Origin of the sequence: uncultured Gulosibacter sp., assembly GCF_963509965.1 — a bacterium.
Classification (GTDB): Bacteria; Actinomycetota; Actinomycetes; order Actinomycetales; family Microbacteriaceae; genus Gulosibacter.
Map to the genome: position 1 here is coordinate 416,197 of NZ_CAUPDE010000001.1, position 23,702 is coordinate 439,898.

The window sequence follows — 23,702 nt, forward strand, 5'->3', positions numbered from 1 at the left end:
GACAGATCAAGTACTCTCGCACTTGCCCTCTGCAAGCAACAAAAAGGGGCCCCACAGGGCCCCTTTTTGCGTCCCGCTCCGACCGGCATCACGCGGCGATACCGGCGCACCGAGAGCTACTCGTTACGCTCAGCATCACCGGCCCTGTTCCCTGCAGTCGCCCCATTGTGCGAATCGCTCTCAGCTGCTTCGCCTTCACCAGACGACGCCGAGGCCTCGCGCTGTTGACGGCGGCGTTCATCCAGCATCTCGCCGTAGGTGCGCGGTGGAGTTGCCACGGGCTCAACACTCGCGCCATCAGTTCCAACCCCGGGCTGCACGGTGGCAGGGTTGCCGTGTTGCGGTTGCGCCTGCGGGGCACTAAATCCAGCCGGTGGCACACCGTAACCGCCAGGCTGCTGCCCGTAGGCAGCCGGAACCTGAGCTTGCGGAGTCACCGCAGCAGCACCAAGAATCTGCCGAGCCTCGGCGGCGAGCCCGTGCGGCACAATCACGTCGTAGTGACTCGCAGTTAACTGCATCATCGACGCGAACTCGCGCTTATTCGGCGAGATCGCATACACGATCATGCCCCACACCGCACCAAATACGGTTGCCAAAAGCAGCACCCCAACCAGGGTTGCCAGATAGACCTCAGGCATGAACAGCATCATGGTGGCGCCGAAGAACATGCCCAAAAACAGCCCCGATAGTGCGCCGTTGAGCGCGGCCTTTCCGGTGTTCATCCGCCCGGTCACCCGCTCAACCGACTTCAGGTCGCTACCAACAATCGAAATTGACTGCACCGAAAACCCCTCATTGCGCGCCAGGCGGTCTACCCCCTCCTGCGCCCGCTCATATGACGAGTACGAAGCGACCACCTCACCCACGGGAAGCGTCGGGAAACGGCTGGGTTTCTGCATCTGCGGAGAGCTACTCATATCCCCATTTAAGTCGCTCAGCCTGGGCGCCGCCGCCGTGTTCGCCAAGGGCGACATACCGGCACCCACAAGCTACGGTGAACGACCGGCCAGCACCCGCCCGACTAACATCGAAGGGTGAGCATCTCGAAAGTCTTTGTTGCGCGCCTGGCAAATACCCCGGCATTCGATCAGAACGGTGATCGGGTGGGCCGAGTTCGTGATGTCATCATCAACTACCGCTCCGCGCAGTCGCCGCGAGTAAACGGCATCCTCATCGAACTGGCCGGGCCATCACGACGAGTGATCTTCGCCGCCATGGATGAAATCACGTCAATTGGCAGCTCACAGCTCATCGTCGATTGGGAACGCGTCGACCGTCACTCATTCGAACAGCGCGGTGAAGAGGTGCGCGTGTTCAGCGACCTGCTCGACCGCTCTGCCATCGTACTGGCCAGCAGCACTCGCGGCGTGGTCGAGGATGTGGCCATTCAGCAGGCCGATGACGGCACCTGGTCGGTTGAGCAGCTCTTCTTGCGAATGCCACGCACCACACTGCACTTGTTCGGCCGCCAACCGAGCAAATATGTCACCTGGGATGAGGTCGAGCTCGATCTCGACCCAACCGCTGACACCCCAGCCACTCAGTTCCTCACCGCCCACAGCGAGATGGGCCCCTCCGACTTCGCGGATGCACTGCTTGAGCTTCCTGAAGAACGCCGCCTCGAGGTCGTCGAAGAGATGCCGGATGAGCGCATCGCGGCAGTGCTCGAAGAAATGTACGAAGACGACCAGGTCGTCATCATCGACCACCTCGGCGATGAACGCGCCGCCGACGTGCTCGACCAGATGCAGCCCGATGATGCCGCCGACCTGGTGGGCCGACTCGACGACGAAAAATCAGAGGCACTGCTCGCGCTCATGGAGCCTGAAGAGGCCGAAGACGTGCGCATGCTGCTCGAGTTCGAGCCCAATACCGCCGGTGGTTTGATGACGACCGATCCGATCATCGTCTCGGCCGACACCACCGTCGCCGAGGCACTCGTGCTCATCCGACGACAGGAGATCCCGCCAGCACTGGCGACCACGGTGTTTGTTACCGCATCCCCCTATGAGACGCCCACCGGCCGCTATCTTGGACTGGTGCACTTCCAGCGTCTGCTGCGCTACCCACCACATGAGCGCGTCGGATCGATCCTCGACAGCAACACCCAACCGGTGCACACCACCGCAAGCGATGTCGATGTGGTGCGGTCACTTGCCCGCTACGACCTGGTGGTGTTACCGGTGGTCGACGATGAGAACTGCCTGGTCGGTGCGATCTCGGTGGATGACGTGCTCGACCACATCCTGCCCAATGACTGGCGTTCGGTACCGCGCGAGGTGACCCTCGACACGCAGGCTCTCACGCTGCCACGCAAACCCGTCATTGACCAACTCAACCACCAATCGGATCGGGGGTGATTCACGTGTCGCACGAAGATGACGAACTGCTCGCCACACCGAAGTCGGAGCGCCAGCCCCGTAAGCGTCGCCGCGGCGATGACGCCCCAAAAAAGCGTGATCGTGACGGCGATGTGCTCGGCCGCGTGATGGAGGTTATTGCCCGCGCATCCGGAACCCCGGGCTTTCTCATCGTGTTAACCGTGTTCGTCGCGCTCTGGTTGACCTGGAACTCAATGGCTCCCGACCAGTGGCGTTTTGACTCGGCCGCGCTCGGGTTCACCGTGCTCACGCTCGCCCTTTCGCTGCAGGCCTCCTACGCGGCGCCGATGATTCTGTTGGCGCAAAATCGCCAGGATGATCGTGACCGCGTGCAGATTGAGCAGGATCGTCAGCGAGCCGAACGCAACACTGCCGATCTCGAATACCTGATGCGCGAGATTGTCGCACTGCGGCTGGCAATGCAAGATGTGGCCACCAAAGACTTCATCCGCGCCGAACTGCGCTCGCTGCTCGAGGATATCGACCAGCTCGATGACGACGAAACCGCCGAAACCAACCGATCCAGCCGATAGTTCATGAACCGCCGCGATGCCCTCCACGCCGAGCTTTCCCGCGTCAACGACCCGGAATTGCGCCGGCCGCTGACCGATCTCGGAATGATCGCCAAGATCAGCGACAACCCGGTGCATGTAGAGCTATTGCTCACCATCGTCGGCTGCCCCGCCGCGAAACAAATTGAGTCGGAGGTGCGCGCCGCCATCGAGCGCGTGATCGGTGACGAGCACTACACGCTCACAGTCGGGGTGATGACTGCCGAACAGCGCAGTGAGGTCGTACAGAAAGTGCGCGGTTCGCGTCCCGCCCACAACCCGTTCGGACCCGAGTCACTCACCCGCGTGATCGCGGTCACCAGCGGTAAGGGCGGGGTTGGCAAATCTACGGTGACGGTGAATCTGGCAGTCGCGATGGCTGCCGAAGGCTTGGCAGTCGGGGTCGTGGATGCGGATGTCTACGGTTTTTCGGTGCCCGGGCTGCTCGGCCTTGCACCCGGCACCCAGCCCACCCGAGTCGGTGAGCTGATGCTGCCGCCGGTCGCGCACGGGGTCTCGACTATTTCCATTGGGATGTTCCTGTCCTCAACCGACGAGGTGGTGGCCTGGCGCGGCCCGATGCTGCACCGCACCCTGCAGCAATTCCTCACCGATGTGCACTTCGGCGACCTCGATGTGCTGCTGCTTGATCTGCCACCGGGCACCGGAGATGTGGCGATTTCGCTCGGCCAGCTACTGCCCGGAAGCGACGCGGTGGTGGTCACCACCCCGCAGCAAGCTGCCGCCGATGTGGCTTGGCGGTCGGGTTCGGTGGCTCGCAAGACCGGACAACACCTGCTGGGGGTGATCGAGACCATGTCACCGGCGATCGGCTCCGATGGTAGCGAGTTCGCGCTGTTCGGCTCGGGTGGCGGCGCCGCGGTTGCCGAACGTTTGGGTGTTGAGCTGCTGGCGCAGGTGCCAATTTCGGGGATGCTTCGCGAATGCGGCGACGCCGGCACCCCGGTCGTGCTCGCGCACCCCGACGACCCGGCTGCGATCGCACTGCGAGCCGCGGCGAAACGGTTGATACAGCGGCCACGCGGTCTGAGCGGACGATCACTACCGCTTTCGGTCAGCTAGGTGGCCTCATCGTCGAACGGTGCAGACCCCGGCACATAGCGCTCGCCCGCTACGGCAGCGGTCAGCGCGGCCCACGAGGGACGCGAGCTCGTCACCGCGCCCGCGGTTGCGGCGCTCACTGCTCCCGCAGCCGCCGCAGCAGAACCGCGCGAACCCGACGGCTTCGGCGCCTCTATCTCGTTCCACGCATCCCGCACGATACGACGCGGATCGTATTGGCGCGGATCGAGCTTGCGCCAATCATCAATCGAAAAGTCTTCGCCGAGCTCATCCTCTGCTCGGTCTTTCATTTCGCTACTCCACGCCTTCACGCGACGAATCAGGTGCGCGAGCTGTTCAGCGAGCGTGGGCAGTTTCTCGGGCCCAAATATGAGCATGGCGATGATGCCGATGATGATCAGCTTGTCGAAGGTCAGTGAGCCCACGCCTCTACCCTAGTGGCCGTAACCTATTCTTGAAGAATGAGCGAACTCGAGTTGAACCGGCGTTTTGTGAACGAACAAGCGCACGAAACTCGTGAGCAGCAGATCGCTCGCCACTACGCGCTCGAAGCGGGCCTACCCGAGATCGCGCCGGGGCTTGGTGCCCATCTGGCGTTCATCGCCGCTGCTACCAACGCCCAGCAAATTGTTGAGATCGGTTCCAGTGGCGGAGTGAGTTCGGCATGGCTGCATCGCGGTGCCCCGGAATCGACAATGACCTGTCTGGAAGCCGAATCGGAGTATCTCGCCGACGCCAGACAGACCCTGATCGCCGCCGGCCATGCACCCGCGCGCATCCGCTGCATTAGCGGCGACCCGATCGAAGTGCTGCCCCGAATGAGCGACGCCAGTTACGATCTCGTGCTCATCCAAGACGACCCCGCACTCGCGGCGGCGTATCTGCGACATGCACTGCGCATCATTCGCCCAGGCGGCACGATCTTGCTGCTGCACGCGCTCAACCACGGCCGAGTTGCCGATCCGGCACGCCGGGATGCGGTCACGAACTCGCTGCGGGCGATCATCCGTGAGTTTTATCGTCAACCCGACACCGCCTGCGCGGTGCTGCCGATTGGCGGCGGCCTGCTGCAGATTTCTACAATGCCCCGCTAGCGTGGCGCACGGCGCCCTGCACTACCAAGACGCCCACGCTACCGAGAAAAACAGTGCAGCGGAACCCGCACCGCCAGTGTGAGCCCGCCGCGCTGCAGTCAGAGCCAGACTACGACTCGAGTGCCGAACCCAGCGCTGTGGCAAGTTCCTTTGCTTCGTCGTCGTTCACCGACACGACCAGTCGCCCGCCGCCTTCCAGCGGTACACGAACAATGATCAGTCGACCTTCGCGAACAGCCTCCATCGGGCCGTCACCGGTGCGCGGCTTCATCGCAGCCATATCGTTGCCTCCTGTTTGGTCTTCTTCCACGAACCATTCTACCGGGCTATTTCCCGGGTTGCCCGGTGCGGCCACTTGGCACCTGATGCACGCTGAGCATCAAGCAAATCTCCGTCTCCAGCATGGTCGACCCCACAGCTGGCCGGAGGTGTTTCGACACTGCAATAGCAAGAGTACGTTCGGGTTGCACACATTCACACCGGATACATTGGCACGTATGCCCGGCGCCGTTGAGTATGCCGGGATGGATGAGGCAGACGCCCCATGCGAAAGGAATGACGATGGCAGAATTTACTCTCCCCGACCTCCCGTACGACTATTCGGCACTCGAGCCGCACATTTCGGCAAAAATCATGGAGCTGCACCACTCCAAACACCACGCCACCTACGTGAAGGGGGCGAACACCGCACTCGAGCAGCTAGCTGAAGCTCGCGACAAGGGTGACTTCGCCAACATCAACCGCCTCGAAAAAGACCTCGCTTTCAACGTCGGCGGCGTGAACAATCACTCGATCTTCTGGACGAACCTCACCCCCGACTACGAGGCACCTGCCGGATCAATTAAAGATCTGCTCGACAACGAGTTCGGTGGGCTCGAGAAGTTCCAAGCGCAGTTCACCGCTGCCGCGCTCGGCATCCAGGGCTCAGGCTGGGCCGTGCTCGGTCGCGATAACGCAACCGGCAACATTTCGACCTTCCAGCTGTTCGACCAGCAGGGCAACGTACCCTTCGGTGTCACCCCGCTGCTCATGCTCGACATGTGGGAGCACGCGTTCTACCTCGACTACCAGAACGTCAAGCCCGACTACGTCAAGGCCTTCTGGAACATCGTCAACTGGAAGAACGTGGCTGAGCGCCTCGACGCAGCCACCGCCGCATAGTTCACCACCAACGAGAAGCGGTGCGCCCGGGCATATCTTGCCGGGGCACACCGCTTTTTCTGCGCCTGCGCGCATCATCCGGCCACCGAGCAATCCCGCTGAACAGCAGCTCATTTGGGGACGTTCGTCGTTTAGGGAGCCGTCCAATCGTGCGGATCAACAAACCACATGAACCGCAGCCACAGCAACTGCGCGATTATGCCGCCCGAGAATATCAGCACCCGATAGACCGGCGACTGCGGCAGTGCCAGTGGCCCGGCCACCGCCGGGAACATCGGGAAAAGCATCCGGAACGTCGACGACTGTGGGAAAAACACCGCCAGAATATACGAGAAATAGGCAATCCCCCACGCGGTAATCTCGGCCCCGAAGCGCTGCATCAGTGGCGCCCCAAGCCACACAACTGCCAGAGCCACCACGAGGATCATGGCGAACACAATGAGCGTGCCATTGGGTTGATCGAGCCAGAACCTACCGGCGTGGAGCCACGGTGTAAATGGCGGTGTATCTGCGCCACCGGTGTAGTGGTTGCGCCAGGCGTGCTCGGTGTCGAGATAACCAAGCGGTCGCCCGGTGACAATGCCGCAAATAATCAGCCAGGCAAGCCCCATGACTCCCGAGAACACCGCGGCAGCCCAGGCGTGCAGCTGCTCCTGTGAGCTAAAACGTTCAGTACGGCGCACATGCTGGCTGTAGTAACGGTTGAGGATCACCAGCAGCATGGTGAACGCCCAAGCGAGCCCAGTCGGCCGAGTCAGCGACGCCACCGCAATCAGTGGCATCATCGCCAGCCAGCGACGCTCACGCAAATCAATCAGCAGCTGGCAGAGCATCCAAAAATGCAACGCCTCGGCATAACCCACTTGAAACAGCGGCGAGATCGGTCCGAAAAGCACCAGGCTCACCGCGATCAGTGACGCTCCGGGGCTCAAGAAATACCGCATCAGTCGGTGGAACGCGAAGCAGGTCGCCAACCCCGCCGCCAGCGAAACCAGCACCGACACCACATCAAACGGCAGCGTCGTCACAACACTGATACCGCGCACCAGGAAGGGGTACACGGGCATAAACGCCCAGGCGTTCTCGGTGACCGCTCCCAGCTCGTTGACGGGCAGTGTGTCGGGATAGCCGGTGCCCGCAATTCTGCGATACCAGGCCGCATCCCAAATATTCGCAAACGAGAAATAGTCGGGCTCAGCGGCAATCTGCCAGGTATCAGTTTGCCGACTCGCAAACCAGAGCATGAATACCGTGGTGACGATGCGCGACAACACGTAGAGGATCGTCAGCTGCGCCCACACCGGCAGCCGCAGCAATGTCTGCCCGATTGCATTTCGTCGACTGCCAATCGGATAGTCATTCGGGTCAATAGCGGGATGCAAGACACGCGCCGGCAGTGTCGGTATTGAGGCGCGCACGCTCATCCGGTTTATTCCTCTCGTCATTGATGCCGCTGCTTCAAACGCAGCGGTAATGTCATCCTACGGCGGCGAGCGCTAGCTGTGCGTTGAAAAGTCGCGACCTTCCGGATAGTCGCGCTTAGCCGACCCGGTGTAGAGCTGCTGCGGACGACCGATTTTCGACTTCGGGTCGACGTTCTGTTCACGCCACTGCGCAATCCAGCCGGGAAGCCGGCCGATGGCAAATAGCGGCGTGAACATGCGTGTCGGGAAACCCATCGCCTTGTAAATAATGCCGGTGTAGAAATCGACGTTCGGATAGAGCCGACGCGACTGAAAATACTCGTCGTTGAGTGCCACCTGCTCGAGCTCAACCGCAACTTCAAGCAGCGGGTCGTGCACGCCCAACGCCTCGAGCACCTCGTCGGCCGACTGCTTCACCAGCTTCGCACGCGGGTCGTAACTCTTGTAGACGCGGTGCCCAAAGCCCATCAGGCGCACACCGTCTTCTTTGTTCTTCACGCGCTCCACGAAGCGGCTCACACCCTGGCCCGATTCAACAATGCCGGCGAGCATGTTCAGCACCGCCTCGTTGGCGCCACCGTGCAGTGGCCCAAACAACGCCGAAATACCGGCCGACACCGAGGCATACAGGTTCGCTTCGGTCGAACCGACCAGGCGCACAGTCGAGGTCGAAGCGTTCTGCTCGTGGTCGGCGTGCAGGATCAGCAGCCGGTCGAGGGCTTTCGACAGCACCGGGTTCACCACATACTCTTCGGCGTAGTTACCAAAGTTGAGCTTCAAAAAGTTGTCAACAAACGACAGCGAATTGTCGGGATACAAAAAGGCCTGCCCAACCGACTTCTTGTGCGCGTAGGCAGCAATCACCGGCAGTTTCGCCAGCAGCCGCACAGTGTTGAGATCGACATACTCGGGGTTGTGCACATCGAGTGTGTCTTCGTAGTACGTCGCGAGCGCGGCCACCGCACTCGAAAGCACCGACATCGGATGCGCCGAGTACGGCAGGGCATCAAAGAGCTTCTTGACATCCTCGTGCAGCAGTGTGTGCCGCGAGATACGGGTGGTGAATTGCTCGTATTCAGTTTCGATGGGCAACTCGCCATAGATGAGCAGATAGGCAACCTCAAGGAAAGTCGAGTGCTCCGCCAGCTGCTCAATCGGGTAACCCCGATACCGCAGCACACCCTCATCGCCATTGATGAATGTGATCTCACTGCGCGTCGACGAGGTGTTCACAAAGCCATAGTCGAGGCCGGTAAGGCCGGTCTGCTTAGTGAACGTCGACATGTCCACTGCATCACGGCCATCAACTGCCCGGATAATCGGCAACTCTGCCGAGCCACCGGGGAAAGTGAAAGTCGCGACCTGCTGCGCGTTTTGCACCGAATCTTGCTGATCGCTCACGGATCCTCCTCATGGATTTGTCGTGTTGCGGAGCCACCACAACACCGTTCGCGCGGCAGCCACACCTCCTACCCTAACGGGCAACTATGACCATTGCGTGCGACTACAACCCGGCAGCGTGAGTGATTGCCGTTCACTACAAGTTATGCTGGCGAAAACCGCACCGACCAACCACAAACGCGGTGGGCGCAGCCAACTCGGCCGCGCCCAGACACACTTCAAAAACCAGCAGCTAGTCGTTCACCCCGGCAGGTAGCTCGGCAATCATCTTGTCATCAAAGGTCTGTGGGCCGAGCTTCGCAGCGCCACCCGGTGAACCAATCTCGGCAAAGAAATCAACATTCGCGCGGTAGTAGTCTGACCACTCCTCCGGCAAGTCATCCTCGTAGTAGATCGCTTCCACCGGGCAAACCGGCTCGCAGGCACCACAATCAACGCACTCATCCGGGTGAATGTAGAGCATCCGCTCACCCTCATAGATGCAGTCAACCGGACACTCATCGACGCACGCACGGTCTTTCACATCAACACACGGAAGCGCAATTACGTAGGTCACGATGCAGACTCCTTTTCATTCACGGACGCGGTCTCAACTGTACCCGCACGCACCGAGCTCCGGCGCGCATCCATGTTGCGCTGACGGATCTTCGGCACCAGCAACGGCAAGCCCGCAACCAACGCAGCACCATACAGCCACCACAGCGCCGGCCCAGTCAATTCTCCCGCCGGGAAGAGCACCGATCGGCCCGGCCCCGGCGTCGAATACAAGAACACCGTCAACACCACGCCCAGAAAGAACATCAGCGACGGCGTCCACTCATCTAGATACCAGCGCAAACCGACCGCGATCAACAGCACCGCCGCCACAGCCCCGATGCAACCAATCCACACCGGAAACTCGCCCACAAAAAACCGGGTGCGGTGAGCAAACGTGCCGATGGTCGCGGCCATTGCACCAAAGAGCAAATATGCCAGCGACGTCAGCGCCACCTCCAACACCGATTTCCAGTTGAGTGCACCCGCAGACTGCACCATCACTACCCCTCGCGCTTCGCCCGCGCTGCAGCACGGGCGCGAGCCGTACCATCGAGCACCACCTTGCGGATACGCACCTTCTCGGGAGTCACCTCAACGCACTCATCTTCCCGAGCAAACTCAAGCGACTCCTCCAGCGTCAGGTGACGCGGCGGCGTAAGCTTCTCAAACTCGTCAGCAGTGGCCGAGCGCATATTCGTCAGCTTCTTCTCTTTGGTGATGTTCACATCCATGTCATCAGCACGAGTGTTTTCACCAATCACCATGCCCTCGTACACCTCATCGGTCGGATCGATGAAGAACGACATGCGCTCTTGCAGCCCAATCATCGCGAACGGCGTGGCAACACCAGCCCGGTCGGCCACAATCGAACCGTTCACACGCGACTGAATCTGCCCAGCCCACGGCCGATAACCAGCAGCAATCGAGTTCGCGATACCCGTGCCCTTCGTGAGCGTCATGAACTCGCTACGGAAACCAATCAACCCCCGCGACGGCACCAAAAACTCCATCCGCACCCAACCGGTGCCGTGGTTCTCCATACTCTCAAGCTGACCCTTACGCGCCGCCATCAGCTGCGTGATCGCCCCGAGAAACTCCTCCGGAACATCAATCGTCGTCTGCTCAAACGGTTCGTGCTTCTTACCGTCGATCTCTTTCGTGACCACCTGCGGCTTACCAGCAGTAAGTTCGAAACCCTCACGACGCATATTCTCAATCAAGATCGACAGCGCCAACTCACCGCGGCCCTGCACCTCCCAAGCATCCGGGCGACCAATATCGAGCACTCGCAGCGAGACATTACCAATCAGCTCGCGATCAAGACGCTCCTTCACCATGCGGGCAGTGAGCTTGTGACCTTTCACCTTGCCAACCAGTGGCGAAGTGTTCGTGCCAATCGTCATCGAAATCGCCGGTTCATCCACCGTAATCGTCGGCAGTGGACGCACATCCTCGGGATCGGCAATCGTGTCACCAATCATGATGTCGTCAATACCGGCAATCGCAATAATGTCGCCGGGGCCCGCCTCCTGGGCGGGAACGCGCTCAAGCCCGATCGTCTCCATCATCTCGGTGATGCGCACACTATGAGTCTCACCATCATGCACCCAGGCCACCGTCGCACCCTTACGCAGCGTGCCGTTGTGAATACGCAGCAGCGCGATACGACCAAGGAACGGCGACGAGTCGAGGTTCGTGACATGCGCCTGCAGCGGCGCATCGGCGTCATAGGTGGGGGCCGGAATATGCTCGAGAATCGCGTTGAACAACGGCTCAAGGTTGTCGCTATCGGGAAGCTCACCGTTTGCCGGCTCGCTAATCGAGGCAACCCCAGCTCGCCCCGAAGCGTAGAGCACGGGCAGCTCGAGCAGCGCATCAATGTCGAGATCGGGCACCGTGTCACTGAGATCGCCGGCGATACCGAGCAAGAGATCTTGCGCCTCGCCCACCACCTCGGGAATGCGGGCATCGGGTCGGTCGGTCTTATTCACCAGCAGGATCACCGGCAGTTTCGCTTCGAGCGCCTTGCGCAGCACAAAGCGAGTTTGCGGCATGGGACCCTCGGCCGAGTCAACCAGCAGCACCACACCATCAACCATCGAGAGCGCTCGCTCAACCTCGCCACCGAAGTCGGCGTGGCCGGGGGTGTCGACGACGTTGATGATGACCTCTTCACCATCAGCGTGCTCGCCCTTGTAGCGAATGGCGGTGTTTTTCGCGAGAATCGTGATGCCCTTCTCGCGCTCAAGATCGCCCGAGTCCATCACCCGATCGTCGTTTTCGTGTGACGAGTGCTCACCGAAGGTGTGGGTCTGCTTCAGCATCGCATCCACGAGCGTGGTTTTTCCGTGGTCAACGTGAGCGACGATGGCAACGTTACGAATGTCGTTTCGGTGAGCGAGGGTTGTGGTCATATGAGAGGTGCCTTTGCAATCGAACTCGGCGGAATCTCAATTGTACGACCAATGGCTGCCAACCGAGACAGCCGCCACCCTGACCATACGCGTTCACCCCACCGTCACCACCAATGCTCCGTCGCCCCGGCATCCCGCCCGCGCCGCACCGTTCACACCACCCCCTCCCCACCAACTTTGGCCACATACGTGCTGCTGTGCAGATAGCTGCACAACAGCAGCTGGGTGGCCAAAGTTGGTGCGGTGCGAACCATTGCCGACTGCTAACACGCAGAAGCCAGAATCACCGGCACCGTAACTGCGGCAGCCCACAGCACCTGTGAAAAGTCACCTATCCACAGAATCCTCGCGCCCAACCACCGTAAAGCCGTAGTTCGAGTTCACTGCTCACATGTTTCGTGATGCAGCACTCTCCCCAGAGGCCAACGACCTACTGCAGCGCTGCGGAGGCACCGCACGCCGCAAATGGTTGTTGCACGCCGGAATCTCACCGCACCGGCTCAAGCGTCTCGTTGCCAACGGCACCCTGATTCGACCCGCATATGGATGGTATGCACTTGCAAATGCGCATCCAGATATCATCCGAGCCCGCGTGGCCGGAGGCTCACTCACCGGCCCGTCAGCGCTGCAGCCGCGTGGCGCCTGGCGTGCGCACGACCGTCGGCTGCATGTGCGCGTCGACCGCAAGCACCGCATCCGCCGCACGAAAAATGTGTGCATACACCGTGAACCACGACTCGCAAACGCAACCCAGGTGGTCGTGGATAACGTAGCCGCGGCATACCTCACCTGCTTCGAATGTCAACCAATTGACGAGCTCGTGGCTATTGGAGACAGCCTCATTCGTGAACAGCTACTCGACTATGAAACTTTCGTAGAGATTTGCGAACAATCTGGCCGCAAGGGGCGACGGGTGCTGCAATACAGCGATGTCGCATCCGATTCGGGACTCGAGTCGCTACTGCGCGCCCGATTGCGAGCGCTTCGCATCAAGCTGACCACACAGTGGCCCGTTCGCGGAGCCCGCCGCTACGACATGAAAATCGGCCGGTCACTACTGATCGAGACCGACGGGCGCGAGCATCATGACCGCCCCGAAGCCTTCCATAATGACCGAGATGCCGACCAAATCGCCGTCTCGCGAGGATATGTGGTGATGCGGCTCACCTATCGACACGTAGTGCACGAATGGGCCGCAACACTCGAGCGGATACTGTCATTTGTCAGGCACCGTTGGCATCTGCGAAGACCGGTCGAACACACCGCCTAGAAGAGATCTGGCCAGAGCGCCACAGCGAGCGGGTACCCCAAGAACGCAACGCAATCGAGTGTGAAATGCGCGATAACCAGCGGGGCCAACCGCTGGCGGTTCGCGAACGTGTCACTTCGCGAACCGCGCAAAAATAGCCACGCAAACAGCACTCCCATTACGACGTTACCGAGCGCCATTCCGACGCCCTGATACAGGTGGTACGACCCGCGCAAAAGTGCGGATACCGCTAGGATGCTCCACATCGACCATCCGAGCACCTGCAACCGCACAGTGAGGTAGCCAACAACCACAATCTCTTCAAGCAGTGCTGCTCTCAGCGCTGCCACCACGAGCAGTGCGACCTGCGTGGCCGTGAGGCTGGTGTCAGATGTCACTACCTGAGGCGTCACGCCCACGAGCCTGGAAACCGCATAGAGCGCAAGACCGGGGATGCCGATAACTGCGGCGAGCGCAACGCCGCGGATGCAATCGCGACCCAGCTGCCGAGGGCCTCGCCAATCGATACCCAAGCGGTGGAACCCCGATTCGTATCGGGTCCACAGCAGCCAGATTGCGAGCGCGACCGGAGCGAGCGATGTGGCGATCCAGTTGAGCCGACGTAACAGATCGACAATCGGAAATGTGCTGGTCGCGGGGTTAATTTGCTGGACACCATCGCCAGGCGTCGCGTGCTGCAATGATGTCTCAAGCAGGGCGACTATGGCGGAGACAGACGATGGCAGGATCGCCAACGCCAACACGATCCAGATCTCCCAGTGAAGGCGCGTGCGTGTGGAGACCATGCATGCATCCTAGGCCGAATGCCGGCGACGCTATCGACCAGGCATGCCCCGTAGCGGTCCTCGGCGCCTTCGTTTCGATGAGGCTTCCGGAGGCTGGAACCGTCCGAACGGTAGGATCCTTGCTCACCCTCGCACCAACTTTGGTCATTGAGCTGTCGTTATGCAGATATCCCCACATCAACCGCTATCTGGCCAAAGTTGGTGAGGCGGGGGCGGTGAGGCGGGGGCGGTGAGGTGGGCGGCGGTGAGGTGGGCGGCGGTCAGGCGGGCGGCGGTGAGGTGAAGGAGGCGGGTGGGATACGGCGCGGGGATGCGGTGCCAGACGGCTGGGGGCAAGGGGCAGGGACGCGGAGTCGGTCGTCCGGGTGGTGTCGGGATGCGATGTGGAGAGGCGGGCGGGATGCGGCCGCGGTGCTGCGCCGGTCGGCGGGGCTGCGCCGGACGGTTGGGGGTGAGGAGTCCGGATACTCGCGGTGGGGATTCGGCGCCCGGGATGCGGGTCACGACACCAGCCTGCTGAGAGCGGCACCCGGAAACTAACCAGGCCTGCCGAGAGCGGCTCGGAAACGAACCGGGGCTGGTGGCGCAATACGCGCGCCACCAGCCCCGGAGGTTAGACAGTCAGCCTAGCCCTTAAGCTTCGGCGAGTCTTTCACGTAACCAACGAGGGTCCAGTCAACGCTCTCGAAACCGGGAGCGCCGTAGTTAGCGAGGTCCTTCGGGGTCACGATGAAGTCGTACGACTGGTACAGGGGCAGGTTACCCATGACCGGCCACAGCTTCTCGTCGATCTGGTTGAGCAGTTCGGTCTGCTTGTCGAGGTCGGTGGTGCGCTGCAGTTCGTCGAGCAGACCATCGATCTCTTCGGTACCGACACTCGAGAAGTTCTGCTCACCGTCGGTGCGCCAGATCGACACGCCCGAGGTCACGAACGGGTTACCGTTCCAGCCGAACAGGGTCATGTCGTAGTCACCGGGGATGACGTACTTTGAGAACAGGTCGGTCGGCGGAACCTGCTCGACCTTCAGCTTCATACCGGCTGCCTTGAGGTTCTCGGTAGCGATAGGGGCGATGGTGCCGTTAACGGTCGAACCAGCGTTGTAGACGTAGCGAATCTCGAGGGTCTTGCCGTCCTTCTGGTAGTAACCGTCGTTACCCATGATCCATCCCGACTTCTCGATGAGCTCCTTGGCCTTCTCGACGTTTGCGGTGCCGTATTCGCCGGCGAAGTTCTTGTAGCCGTCCTGGTTCTGCACGAGCATGTGGTTGCCGAGCAGGTCGTCAGCCATGCCGCTCGGGTAGGGCAGGGTGCCGTTCACAGCCTGGAAGATCGACTTACGGTCGATGGCGTAGGCGAATGCCTGACGCAGGTTCTGGTCTTCGAGAATGTACCCTTCCTTACCGTTCAGGGTGAAGTGGCTCCAGCTCGGGCCAGCGGCCTTACGGATTTCGAAGTCGGTGCCCTCACCGGTCTCGGGCTCGACAACCGAGTAGATCGCGAGGTTCGAGGCGTCGATCACGTCAAGCTGGCCACCGTTGAACGAGGTAGCGGCAGCAGCCGGGTCTTCGATGGTCTGGAACGAGATGCGGTCAAGCTTGGCCTTGCGCGCGCCGGTCCAGTTCTCGTCAGGCTTGAGGGTAACCGACTTGTTGGCCGAGTCGATCTTGTCGATCGTGTACGGGCCGGCGGTCACCTTGGGGCCGCTCACCCAGCCCTCGTTGAACTCCTTGGCCGACTCAACGAGCTGGTCGGGCATGACGCCTGCCAGGCCGATCCAGTCGGCGTAGACTTCGCCTTCCTTGAAGGTGACGACTGCGGTGTAGTCGTTGTCACCCTTCTCAACCTTTTCGACGCGGTCGAAACCTTCACGCGAAGCGACGTTGAACTCCTCGTTGACCATGGCGTCGAAGGTGTTCTTGATCGACTTCCAGTCGATAGGTGTGCCATCCGACCACTTATTGCCCTCGACCAGCTCGATTTCAAAGGTCTGAGGCGACTCGTTGGTCTGCTCGATGCGCTTGGCGTAGAGCTCGTTCGGGATCACCTGACCGTCAGCGGTGTACTTGTACAGGCTGGGGTAAACGGCATCCATGATCTCTCTGGTGTTCCGCTCGTTACCGTCAGCCGTCGAGGTGTTGAAGTTCGCCGGGAAGGCGTTGTTGTACAGCCGGAGCGTGCCGCCCTCACCGAGGTTCTCCTCGGGCTGAGCGTTCATCTCGTTCAGGTCGGCTGCGATGTGGTCGCCGCCGGCCTGAGTGTTGTTCGGGTCTTCATCGGCCCGAGCACAACCGGTCAGTGCGAGAGCCAGTGCCGTCGCTGCAGCAACACCGGTCAAAATTCGCTTCTTCATTCGGTTTCTCCTTGTGAGGTGGAATCGATATTCAGTTTTCGCTTAGGGGGAATATACGTGTCAGTGTGCTCTGGGTAAAAACAGGCGATGGCGTGGTCGCGGGCGCCGAGCCGGTCGAGCTCGGGAACTTCGTCACTACAACGCCGGCGCTGCTGCTCATCGAGCAGATGCTGATAGATGTAGCAGCGGCTCACAAAACGGCATCCGGTGGGGCGCTCAGTTGGCGAAGGCAGGTCGCCTTCAAGCACGATGCGTTCACGTTTGCGTTCAATCTCGGGGTCGGGAATCGGTACCGCCGAAAGCAGCGCCCGTGTGTATGGGTGGTTGATTCCCTCGCTGAAGATCTCGTCGGTCGAGCCAAGTTCAACGATGCGGCCGAGGTACATCACGGCAACCCGGTCGGCGATATGCGCAACCACCGACAGATCGTGCGACACAAACAGGTAGCTGAGCCCCAGCCGGTGCTTGAGTTCGTCGAGCAGGTTGATCACGCCGGCCTGGATCGACACGTCAAGCGCTGACACCGGTTCGTCGAGCACGATGAAGCGCGGTTCACAGGCGAGTGCGCGGGCGATACCGATGCGCTGACGCTGACCGCCCGAGAATTCCTGCGGGTATCGGTCGGCGTGCTCGGGCAGCAGCCCGACGGTGCGCAGCAGCCAGTCGACACGCTCTTCCATCTGCTTATCTGTGTAGTTTTGCACTTCCATCGGCTCGCGCAGGATGTCACCGATGGGCATGCGCGGGTCGAGCGAGGCCATCGGGTCTTGGAACACGATGCCCATATCGCTGCGTAGCGCCAGCCGCTCGCGCCGGTTCAGTTCGCCCACATCCCGGCCGTCAATCTTGATGGTGCCAGCCTGGGGGGCTTTGAGCTGCATCACTTCGAGGATGGTCGTGGTCTTACCAGAGCCCGACTCACCCACCAGCGCGAGCGTTTCACCCTCACGGATGTCAAAACTGGCTTGGTCGACCGCGTGTACCTCGCCAAGCTTGCGTTTCACAAGCGCACCCTTGGTGATTGGAAACACACGCTCAACGCTGTCGAGTTCGAGCACCGAGGCGCGCTCCTCGCGGGGCGCGGTGAGTGTCTGTTCGGGGGCTTCGGGGCGCTTAAAAATTTCTTGTCCGCCAACAAGCTGGTCGCTGTGGTGGCAGGCCGCCAGGATGCCCGGCTTGTCAGTGCCGGTGAGCTGCGGTTCTTCGGTGTGGCACAGATCGGTGGCGATTGGGCAGCGCGCCGCGAACGGGCAGCCGGTGGGCAGGTTCACGAGTGACGGCGGCGACCCCTCGATCGGTGTCAGCGGTTCGTGCACGAGCCGGTCGGCGCGCGGAATGGATGCAAGCAGTCCCGCCGTGTACGGCATCCGGGGCGATTCGTACAGCGAGTGCACGTCACCGAACTCGACGGCCTTACCTGCGTACATCACCATCACGCGATCGGCGAAGCCACTCACCACGCCGAGGTCGTGCGTGATGAGCACGGTTGCGGCACCGGTGATGTCTTGCGCCATCTTGAGCAGTTCCATCACCTGTGCCTGAATGGTCACATCGAGTGCGGTGGTGGGCTCGTCGGCGATGATAAGGTCGGGTTCGTTGGCAATCGCCATCGCGATCATGGCACGCTGCCGCATACCGCCCGAGAACTCGTGCGGGAACGACTGTGCGCGAAGCTTCGGGTTGGGGATGCCCACCGCATCTAGCAGATCGACGGCGCGTTTGCGTGCGGCCGATTTTGACACATCGTGATGCGCCAGAATCACCTCGGCGATCTGGTCGCCGATGCGGTAAACCGGCGTCAGTGCCGATAGCGGATCTTGGAAGACCATCGAGATCTGCTCACCGCGCAGCGCCGATAGCTGGCGATCGTTATTTCGGAGCAGGTTTTCCCCTTTGAAGAGGATCTCGCCTTCGACCATCGCGTTGTCGGCGAGTAGCCCCATCACCGCGAGTGATGAAACCGATTTACCCGAGCCCGATTCACCCACGATAGCGAGCGATTCGCCGCGGTGCACCTGGTAGCTGAGGTTGCGAACCGCCTGCACGATACCGGCTTCCGACTTGAACGAGACGCTGAGGTTGCGCACGTCAAGCAGCACATCGGTACGGTCGACGACGGGAATTGACTTGGTGAAGATCGATCCGGTGTTGGTGTTTGCCATGGTTTAGTGCCCCCGTCCGCTGGTCGGGTCGAGCGCGTCGCGAAGAGCTTCGCCGACCATGTTGATCGATATCACGAGCAGCGCGAGGATTGCTGCCGCGAAGACCCACGTGTGCGGGTGGGCGATGTTGTAGTTCTGCAGCACTGATCCGAGCGAAAAGTTCGGGTAGAGGATGCCGAAGCCCAGGAACGACAGGCCGGTTTCGGCAAGCACTGCGGCACCAACACCGAGGGTGGTGTCAATGATCATCCACGACGAAATATTGGGGATGATGTGGCGGCGAATGATGCGGTGGTGCGGCACACCCATGAATCGCGCGGCCTGCACATATTCGGTGTTGACGAGGCTCTGGGTGAGCGCGCGGAGCACACGTGCGGTAATCATCCACGAGAATGCACCGAGCAGCGGCACCATGAGGATCCAGTGCACGCCCTGCAGGAACGGGCTCAGCAGCAGCATCAGCAGCAGCGAGGGCACGATCAGCAGGAAGTTGATGAAGGTCACAACGACCTTGTCGATCACGCCGCCGAAATAGCCAGCGAGGGTGCCAAATAGCACCGAGAGGAACAGCACGAATAGCGCTGTCGCAAAACCAATGATCAGCGAGATCCGCAACCCCACCATAATCTGGGCAAAAAGGTCTTGCCCCTGACTGTTGGTGCCAAACCAGTGATAGGCGCTTGGCGGTTTCAGCTGGTTGGCGAAGTCGTACTCGATCGGCGTGTAGTGGTACACCATCGGCATGAAGATCGCGGCCAGCGCGAGCAGCAGCAGGATGCTCATGCCAATCCACGCTGAGGGCATACGGCGGAAACGACGCCATACGAGCGCCGAACGCTTCGCCGCGTGCGTGGGCTTGCCGGTTTCGGCAGCAATTACTTCCTGGGTCTGTTCGAGGTCTGCCTGCTCAGCTTCGAGCATCGACTCCGAGTCGCTGCCGGCGGGGAGGTTTGGTGGTACTTGGGTCATTGTGATCACCGAATCCGCGGGTCGAGGACGGCCTGGAAGAAGTCGGCAAGTGTTGCCGCGAGCAGCACCAGAATGGCGCCGTAAATCATCACGCCGGTAGTGCCGTTAATGTCACCGATCTGCAGCTGCGTGACCGCCCACGAACCAATACCCTGCCAGTTGAACAGCCGCTCCACGAAGAACGAACCGGCGAACGCGCCGGTGAGTGCGAAAGCAAAGTACTGGCCCATCGGGATCAGCGCCATGCGGAAACCGTGGCGGCGCATCGCCTGGCCCTTGGTGAGCCCCTTAGCACGCGCGGTGCGCAGGTAGTCGGCGCTCAACACATCCAGCGTGGTGACCTTCATATAGCGCGAGTAGCTGGCGATACCCATGATTGCCAGCGCGATGGTCGGCATCACCATGGCCTTGATCTGGAAACTGATTGACTCCCAGCTGCCGGGCTCAGCCAACGGGTCGACGGGGTTCGTTGACGGGAATTTAAAGCCGATCGCGTTCCCCATCGCCAGGTTGAAGCCCTGGATGCACAGAATGATCACCGGTGTGGGCAGAGCCAACACGATGAAGCTGATGGTTGAGATGGTTTTATCGGAGAGCGAGCCGCGACGTACGGCCGACCAGGCACCGAGCACAATCCCCAGGAACACACCGATAAAGGTTCCGAGCACCACCAGCCGCAGCGAGATCCAGATACGAGTGCCCATCTCGGGGATCACCCACAGCGCCTTCTTGTCGGTACCGGTGGTGACGCCGAGCTTCTCTTCCCACGGAGCGGTGAACAGGTTGCCCAACCAGTTCAGGTAGCGCTGCCAGAGCGAAACATCCGGATTGATGTTTCGCGCATCAAAGTACGCCTGCATAACTTCGGGGGGAATCGGTTTCCCGCCCTGGGTGTTCGGCGGATACATGACTTCCTGCGGGTGCAAGAGGGTTTGCGCCAACAAGAAGGTCAGCGACGTCGCGATAAACGCCAACAGGATGTATCCGACAAGTCGTCGCAGGACGAACTTTGTCAGTGCCATCTCGGATCTTGACCTAACTGTGAGACAGGACCCCGGGTGAGGGGCTTGTGTGTGGACTCGGATTGAATTATCAGTAGTGATTCACGCTATCGGAGAGTTGTGGGGTTCTCCGACTCAACGTGCAAATTGTTACCGAAAACCCGCACCCTTGCAGGTACTCGACAACGGATCCCCGGCGATGTTACTCGAACTTGACCAAAAATGCGTTCATTCGCGTTGCAGTCGGTCAATGTCTGCACTGCTGCCCGAACCTTCAGCAGCAGCGCTGCTCCCCTACCGCAGCGCATCGGAGCGCCTCGATGCGCGCGCCAACTCGTCGGCATAAGCCGACTCGGTTAGCTCCTCCAGCCCCACCGTGGCACCGGATGCATCCGATAGCGGCAGCCGCCAGTTCGGATATTCCGAATCGGTGCCGGGCTGGTTAATCGCCCTACGGTCGCCGGCAAGATCTGCAACCGATACGCCAAACATTCGCGCGGCACCGCTGGCCAAACGGCGATGCAGCCCCAGCACCACTTGCTCGGTGGTCGGCGCATCCCCAACCAACCCCTCCTGCTGGAGCGCATGAATATGCGCTTCAACCCACGCCTGCTCTTCGGCGCGCTCTTCAACAACCGGACGGGTGTACAGGCCCAGCTCGTCGCGAAGCGTCACGTGCGCGAGTTCAAGATAGCCGGCGGTGGGTGGCAGATCGTGAGTGGTGACTGTCGCCAGGCACTCAACTCGGTAGTCTTCCGGTGGTTTTGGCTGCCCCTGCTCGCCGCGTTCAAACCACATAATCTGGGTGCCGTAAACATGACGCTGCTGCATCTGCTCGCGGGTGAGATCCGACACAACACCGAGATCCTCTCCCACCACAAGCGCACCAGCCCGACCCGCCTCGAGCAGGAGCACGCCGAGCATCGCGTCATAGTCGTAAGCAACATAGGTGCCGGCATCCGCGCTCGCCCCGTCTGGCACCCACCACATCCGGAAAAAACCGAGGATGTGGTCGATACGCAGCGCCCCAGCTCCGGCAAAAGCATTGCGTAAAAGCGCCCGCATCGGCTCATAGCCCTGCAGATAGAGCGAGTCGGGACGCAGCGGCGGCTGACCCCAGTTTTGGCCGAGCTGGTTGAACGCATCCGGCGGCGCGCCAACAGTGACGCCCCGGGCCATCGCCGGGCCGAGCGCCCACGCATCGGCACCCGCACCCGCAACCCCCACCGCCAGATCACGCATCACACCGATCGACATGCCGGCCCCACGCAACGCATTCTGGGTGGCGATCGATTGCCGTCGAGCCTCGAATTGCAGCCAGGCGTAAAACTGTACGCGCAGGGCATGGTGCTGACGAAATGCGTCCACCTCGGGCGAGTGCGGAGTTTGCAGCGCCTCGGGCCACTCACGCCAATCGCTACCAAACTGTTCGGCGAGCACGCACCAGGTGGCGAAGCTCACTAAGGGCTCAGCCTCTTGCTCACAGAAGTCACCAAACGCCCGCCAGCGGTCGTGATCGAGACGCACCGCGGCGGTAAAGAGCAGCCACAGCGCTTCAACCTTCGCGAGCCAACCGTGATCACGGTCAATCGTCTTGCTATTGTTCGTCAACCGAGCTCGCAGAGTGCACTCGTTCAATTGACGCAGCGTCGCTGTGTCAACCACCTCTGCTAGCGAAGATTTACCGGCGGCCCCGACAACCTCGTCGATGACGGCATCCACGCTGAGAATGCTCGGGTCGATGAACTGGCGGGTGGTGGGCAGATACGGCGACGGGGTGATAGGCGTGACCGGGGCTGGCGCGTGCACCGGGTTGATCAGCACAAAGTCGGCATCGCGTTCAGCGCCCCAGCATCCCAGCGTTTGCAGATCGACAAGGTCACCGACCGACCATGACCGGCGCGACCGCAGCTGGTAGAGCTGTGTCATCAATCCCCACACCGGCGCATCGAGCTGGGTTGCGGGACGTTCGGGCACGACGATCAACGCACCGGTGGCAACCAGCTGGGAGTCAGGTTCGAGTCGGTATCCCAACACTTCAGCCTGATCGGATACGACAGCATCACCATCCATAGTTGCTCGGATTTTGTGCCAGCCGAGGGGTAGATCGTCGGGGATCCGGAAGCTTGCTTCGCCCACCTCTACACCGTCGATACGTGCCGGCTCCCGCCAATTCTCAACCTGTTGCAGGGCAACCGTCTCGCCAGATTCGAGCAGCGCAACCGTTTCTACCGCGGCACCGTGAGGCACATGGATGGCAACCTCGCCAATGTTGCCTTGTCGAACCATCGTGGTTGGTGGCACGCCGTGTCGCCAGGGCCGCTCGTCGGCGGCGCGGAGCGCGGCGGCGAGGGTGTGTTCGTCGGTGATGTCGATGTCGAGTGCGGCGAGTACCGACTTGAGTGTCTCAGCGGACACCTCGACGAACTCGCCACGCCAGTTGTGATACGAGGTGGCAACGCCGTATCGCTCAGCCAGTTGCCGGAGTGTGGTGCTGGGGGTCGTGGTCGTCACAAACGAATCCTATCGGGCGGGTCAAACTATCGGCGGGATGCACTGGCTGGCCGCACCTGCGGCGCCTGGTAGCGCGTCGTTTTGGGCTAACCGATGTGGAGGGTGTCGCCGGAGACTTTTACCGGCAGTTCCGGCAGCGCTATCTGGGCGGGGCCTGCCACGGGGCTACCGGTGGTGATGTCGAAATAGCTTGAGTGGCAGGCACAGTAGGCACCGCGCTGTTCTACCGACGAGAGTGGGCACTGCTTGTGGGTGCAGATCGCGATGAAGGCGTGGAACTCGCCGTCGCTGGGCTGGGTGACTACCGCGCGGTGTTCGGCGAGCACCACGCCGCCGCCCACCGGAACCTGCGCGGCCGCAAGTTCGAAGGGTGTGGGCGTTTCGGCAGTGGTACCGCCACCATCGCCAGAACAGGCTGCGAGGAATGCAGTCAGGGTGGCTCCACCGCCAGCGGCAGCGACGGTGCGGACGAATGCGCGACGCGTGGGCTGAGTGTCAGACATGCATCCACCCTACGCCCCGCGCGCGCCGCCCCGCGTCCTCACCACCCGACTTGGACCTCTGTTTAGGAGTCGGGGAGTGGCTTCCGCGTAAACACGCG

Annotated in this window: 21 protein-coding genes; 6 read left to right on the forward strand and 15 right to left on the reverse strand. The window is 61.2% G+C overall.

The features are described 5' to 3' along the window. Positions 1-116: 116 nt before the first annotated feature. The gene (locus tag RQ865_RS01905; protein WP_311476985.1) at positions 117-920 is read right to left on the reverse strand and encodes a general stress protein; all 804 of its coding nucleotides are present in this window, start codon (positions 918-920) and stop codon (positions 117-119) included. 117 nt (positions 921-1,037) lie between these two features. Between RQ865_RS01905 and RQ865_RS01910 the strand changes: the two genes are divergently transcribed. From RQ865_RS01910 to RQ865_RS01920, 3 genes are read left to right on the forward strand one after another with little or no spacing between them, the layout of a single operon-like run. After that, on the forward strand, positions 1,038-2,363 hold the full coding sequence (locus RQ865_RS01910) for a magnesium transporter MgtE N-terminal domain-containing protein (RefSeq protein ID WP_311476986.1): 1,326 nt from the start codon (positions 1,038-1,040) through the stop codon (positions 2,361-2,363). A gap of 5 nt (positions 2,364-2,368) precedes the next feature. Next, entirely contained in the window at positions 2,369-2,917 is a 549-nt protein-coding gene (locus RQ865_RS01915; RefSeq protein ID WP_311476987.1) for a DUF1003 domain-containing protein, read from the forward strand. Between the two features lie 3 nt (positions 2,918-2,920). Beyond that, the gene (locus tag RQ865_RS01920; RefSeq protein WP_311476989.1) at positions 2,921-4,018 is read left to right on the forward strand and encodes an Mrp/NBP35 family ATP-binding protein; all 1,098 of its coding nucleotides are present in this window, start codon (positions 2,921-2,923) and stop codon (positions 4,016-4,018) included. Here RQ865_RS01920 and RQ865_RS01925 read toward each other — a convergent pair. Next, positions 4,015-4,443: a twin-arginine translocase TatA/TatE family subunit gene (locus RQ865_RS01925; protein ID WP_311476991.1), complete on the reverse strand. Its 429-nt coding sequence runs from the start codon at positions 4,441-4,443 to the stop codon at positions 4,015-4,017. The genes RQ865_RS01920 and RQ865_RS01925 overlap by 4 nt on opposite strands. Before the next feature lie 36 nt (positions 4,444-4,479). On the opposite strand from RQ865_RS01925, the gene RQ865_RS01930 reads away from it, so the two are divergent. Continuing rightward, entirely contained in the window at positions 4,480-5,112 is a 633-nt protein-coding gene (locus RQ865_RS01930) for a class I SAM-dependent methyltransferase (RefSeq protein ID WP_311476994.1), read from the forward strand. Positions 5,113-5,221: 109 nt separating this feature from the next. Here the strand turns inward: RQ865_RS01930 and RQ865_RS01935 are convergent, their stop codons facing one another. Then, positions 5,222-5,392 carry a DUF3117 domain-containing protein gene (locus RQ865_RS01935; RefSeq protein WP_201517233.1) on the reverse strand — a complete coding sequence of 57 codons (171 nt, stop codon included), beginning with the start codon at positions 5,390-5,392 and terminating at the stop codon, positions 5,222-5,224. Between the two features lie 281 nt (positions 5,393-5,673). On the opposite strand from RQ865_RS01935, the gene RQ865_RS01940 reads away from it, so the two are divergent. Further along, on the forward strand, positions 5,674-6,273 hold the full coding sequence (locus tag RQ865_RS01940) for a superoxide dismutase (protein ID WP_311476997.1): 600 nt from the start codon (positions 5,674-5,676) through the stop codon (positions 6,271-6,273). Between the two features lie 131 nt (positions 6,274-6,404). On the opposite strand, the gene RQ865_RS01945 is transcribed toward RQ865_RS01940, so the two are convergent. The 5 genes from RQ865_RS01945 to typA form a co-directional block, all read right to left on the reverse strand. Continuing rightward, on the reverse strand, positions 6,405-7,697 hold the full coding sequence (locus RQ865_RS01945) for a hypothetical protein (protein WP_311476999.1): 1,293 nt from the start codon (positions 7,695-7,697) through the stop codon (positions 6,405-6,407). Between the two features lie 72 nt (positions 7,698-7,769). Then, a complete protein-coding gene (locus tag RQ865_RS01950) occupies positions 7,770-9,098 on the reverse strand; it encodes a citrate synthase (protein ID WP_399521792.1) in 1,329 nt (442 codons plus the stop codon). 232 nt (positions 9,099-9,330) lie between these two features. Next, positions 9,331-9,654: a ferredoxin gene (gene fdxA / locus RQ865_RS01955; RefSeq protein WP_311477000.1), complete on the reverse strand. Its 324-nt coding sequence runs from the start codon at positions 9,652-9,654 to the stop codon at positions 9,331-9,333. Continuing rightward, positions 9,651-10,133, reverse strand: coding sequence for a hypothetical protein (locus RQ865_RS01960; protein WP_311477002.1), 483 nt, complete (start codon positions 10,131-10,133; stop codon positions 9,651-9,653). Before RQ865_RS01960 ends, fdxA begins: the two co-directional genes overlap by 4 nt. Before the next feature lie 2 nt (positions 10,134-10,135). Then, positions 10,136-12,049: a translational GTPase TypA gene (gene typA / locus RQ865_RS01965; RefSeq protein WP_311477004.1), complete on the reverse strand. Its 1,914-nt coding sequence runs from the start codon at positions 12,047-12,049 to the stop codon at positions 10,136-10,138. Positions 12,050-12,440: 391 nt separating this feature from the next. On the opposite strand from typA, the gene RQ865_RS01970 reads away from it, so the two are divergent. Then, the gene (locus tag RQ865_RS01970; protein WP_311477007.1) at positions 12,441-13,319 is read left to right on the forward strand and encodes a DUF559 domain-containing protein; all 879 of its coding nucleotides are present in this window, start codon (positions 12,441-12,443) and stop codon (positions 13,317-13,319) included. Here RQ865_RS01970 and RQ865_RS01975 read toward each other — a convergent pair. From RQ865_RS01975 to RQ865_RS02005, 7 genes are all read right to left on the reverse strand, one after another. After that, positions 13,316-14,104, reverse strand: a complete 789-nt coding sequence (locus tag RQ865_RS01975; protein WP_311477009.1) for a CPBP family intramembrane glutamic endopeptidase — start codon at positions 14,102-14,104, stop codon at positions 13,316-13,318. The genes RQ865_RS01970 and RQ865_RS01975 overlap by 4 nt on opposite strands. 626 nt (positions 14,105-14,730) lie before the next feature. Next, the gene (locus tag RQ865_RS01980) at positions 14,731-16,455 is read right to left on the reverse strand and encodes an ABC transporter family substrate-binding protein (RefSeq protein WP_311477010.1); all 1,725 of its coding nucleotides are present in this window, start codon (positions 16,453-16,455) and stop codon (positions 14,731-14,733) included. Further along, positions 16,452-18,617, reverse strand: a complete 2,166-nt coding sequence (locus tag RQ865_RS01985) for an ABC transporter ATP-binding protein (RefSeq protein WP_311477011.1) — start codon at positions 18,615-18,617, stop codon at positions 16,452-16,454. Before RQ865_RS01985 ends, RQ865_RS01980 begins: the two co-directional genes overlap by 4 nt. A 3-nt stretch (positions 18,618-18,620) precedes the next feature. Further along, the gene (locus tag RQ865_RS01990; RefSeq protein ID WP_311477013.1) at positions 18,621-19,586 is read right to left on the reverse strand and encodes an ABC transporter permease; all 966 of its coding nucleotides are present in this window, start codon (positions 19,584-19,586) and stop codon (positions 18,621-18,623) included. A gap of 5 nt (positions 19,587-19,591) precedes the next feature. Beyond that, a complete protein-coding gene (locus RQ865_RS01995; RefSeq protein WP_311477015.1) occupies positions 19,592-20,608 on the reverse strand; it encodes an ABC transporter permease in 1,017 nt (338 codons plus the stop codon). Between the two features lie 273 nt (positions 20,609-20,881). Beyond that, on the reverse strand, positions 20,882-23,101 hold the full coding sequence (gene malQ / locus RQ865_RS02000; protein ID WP_311477017.1) for a 4-alpha-glucanotransferase: 2,220 nt from the start codon (positions 23,099-23,101) through the stop codon (positions 20,882-20,884). Between the two features lie 86 nt (positions 23,102-23,187). After that, complete coding sequence (locus RQ865_RS02005) at positions 23,188-23,604, reverse strand: Rieske (2Fe-2S) protein (protein WP_311477018.1); 417 nt, start codon at positions 23,602-23,604, stop codon at positions 23,188-23,190. Positions 23,605-23,702: the final 98 nt, after the last annotated feature.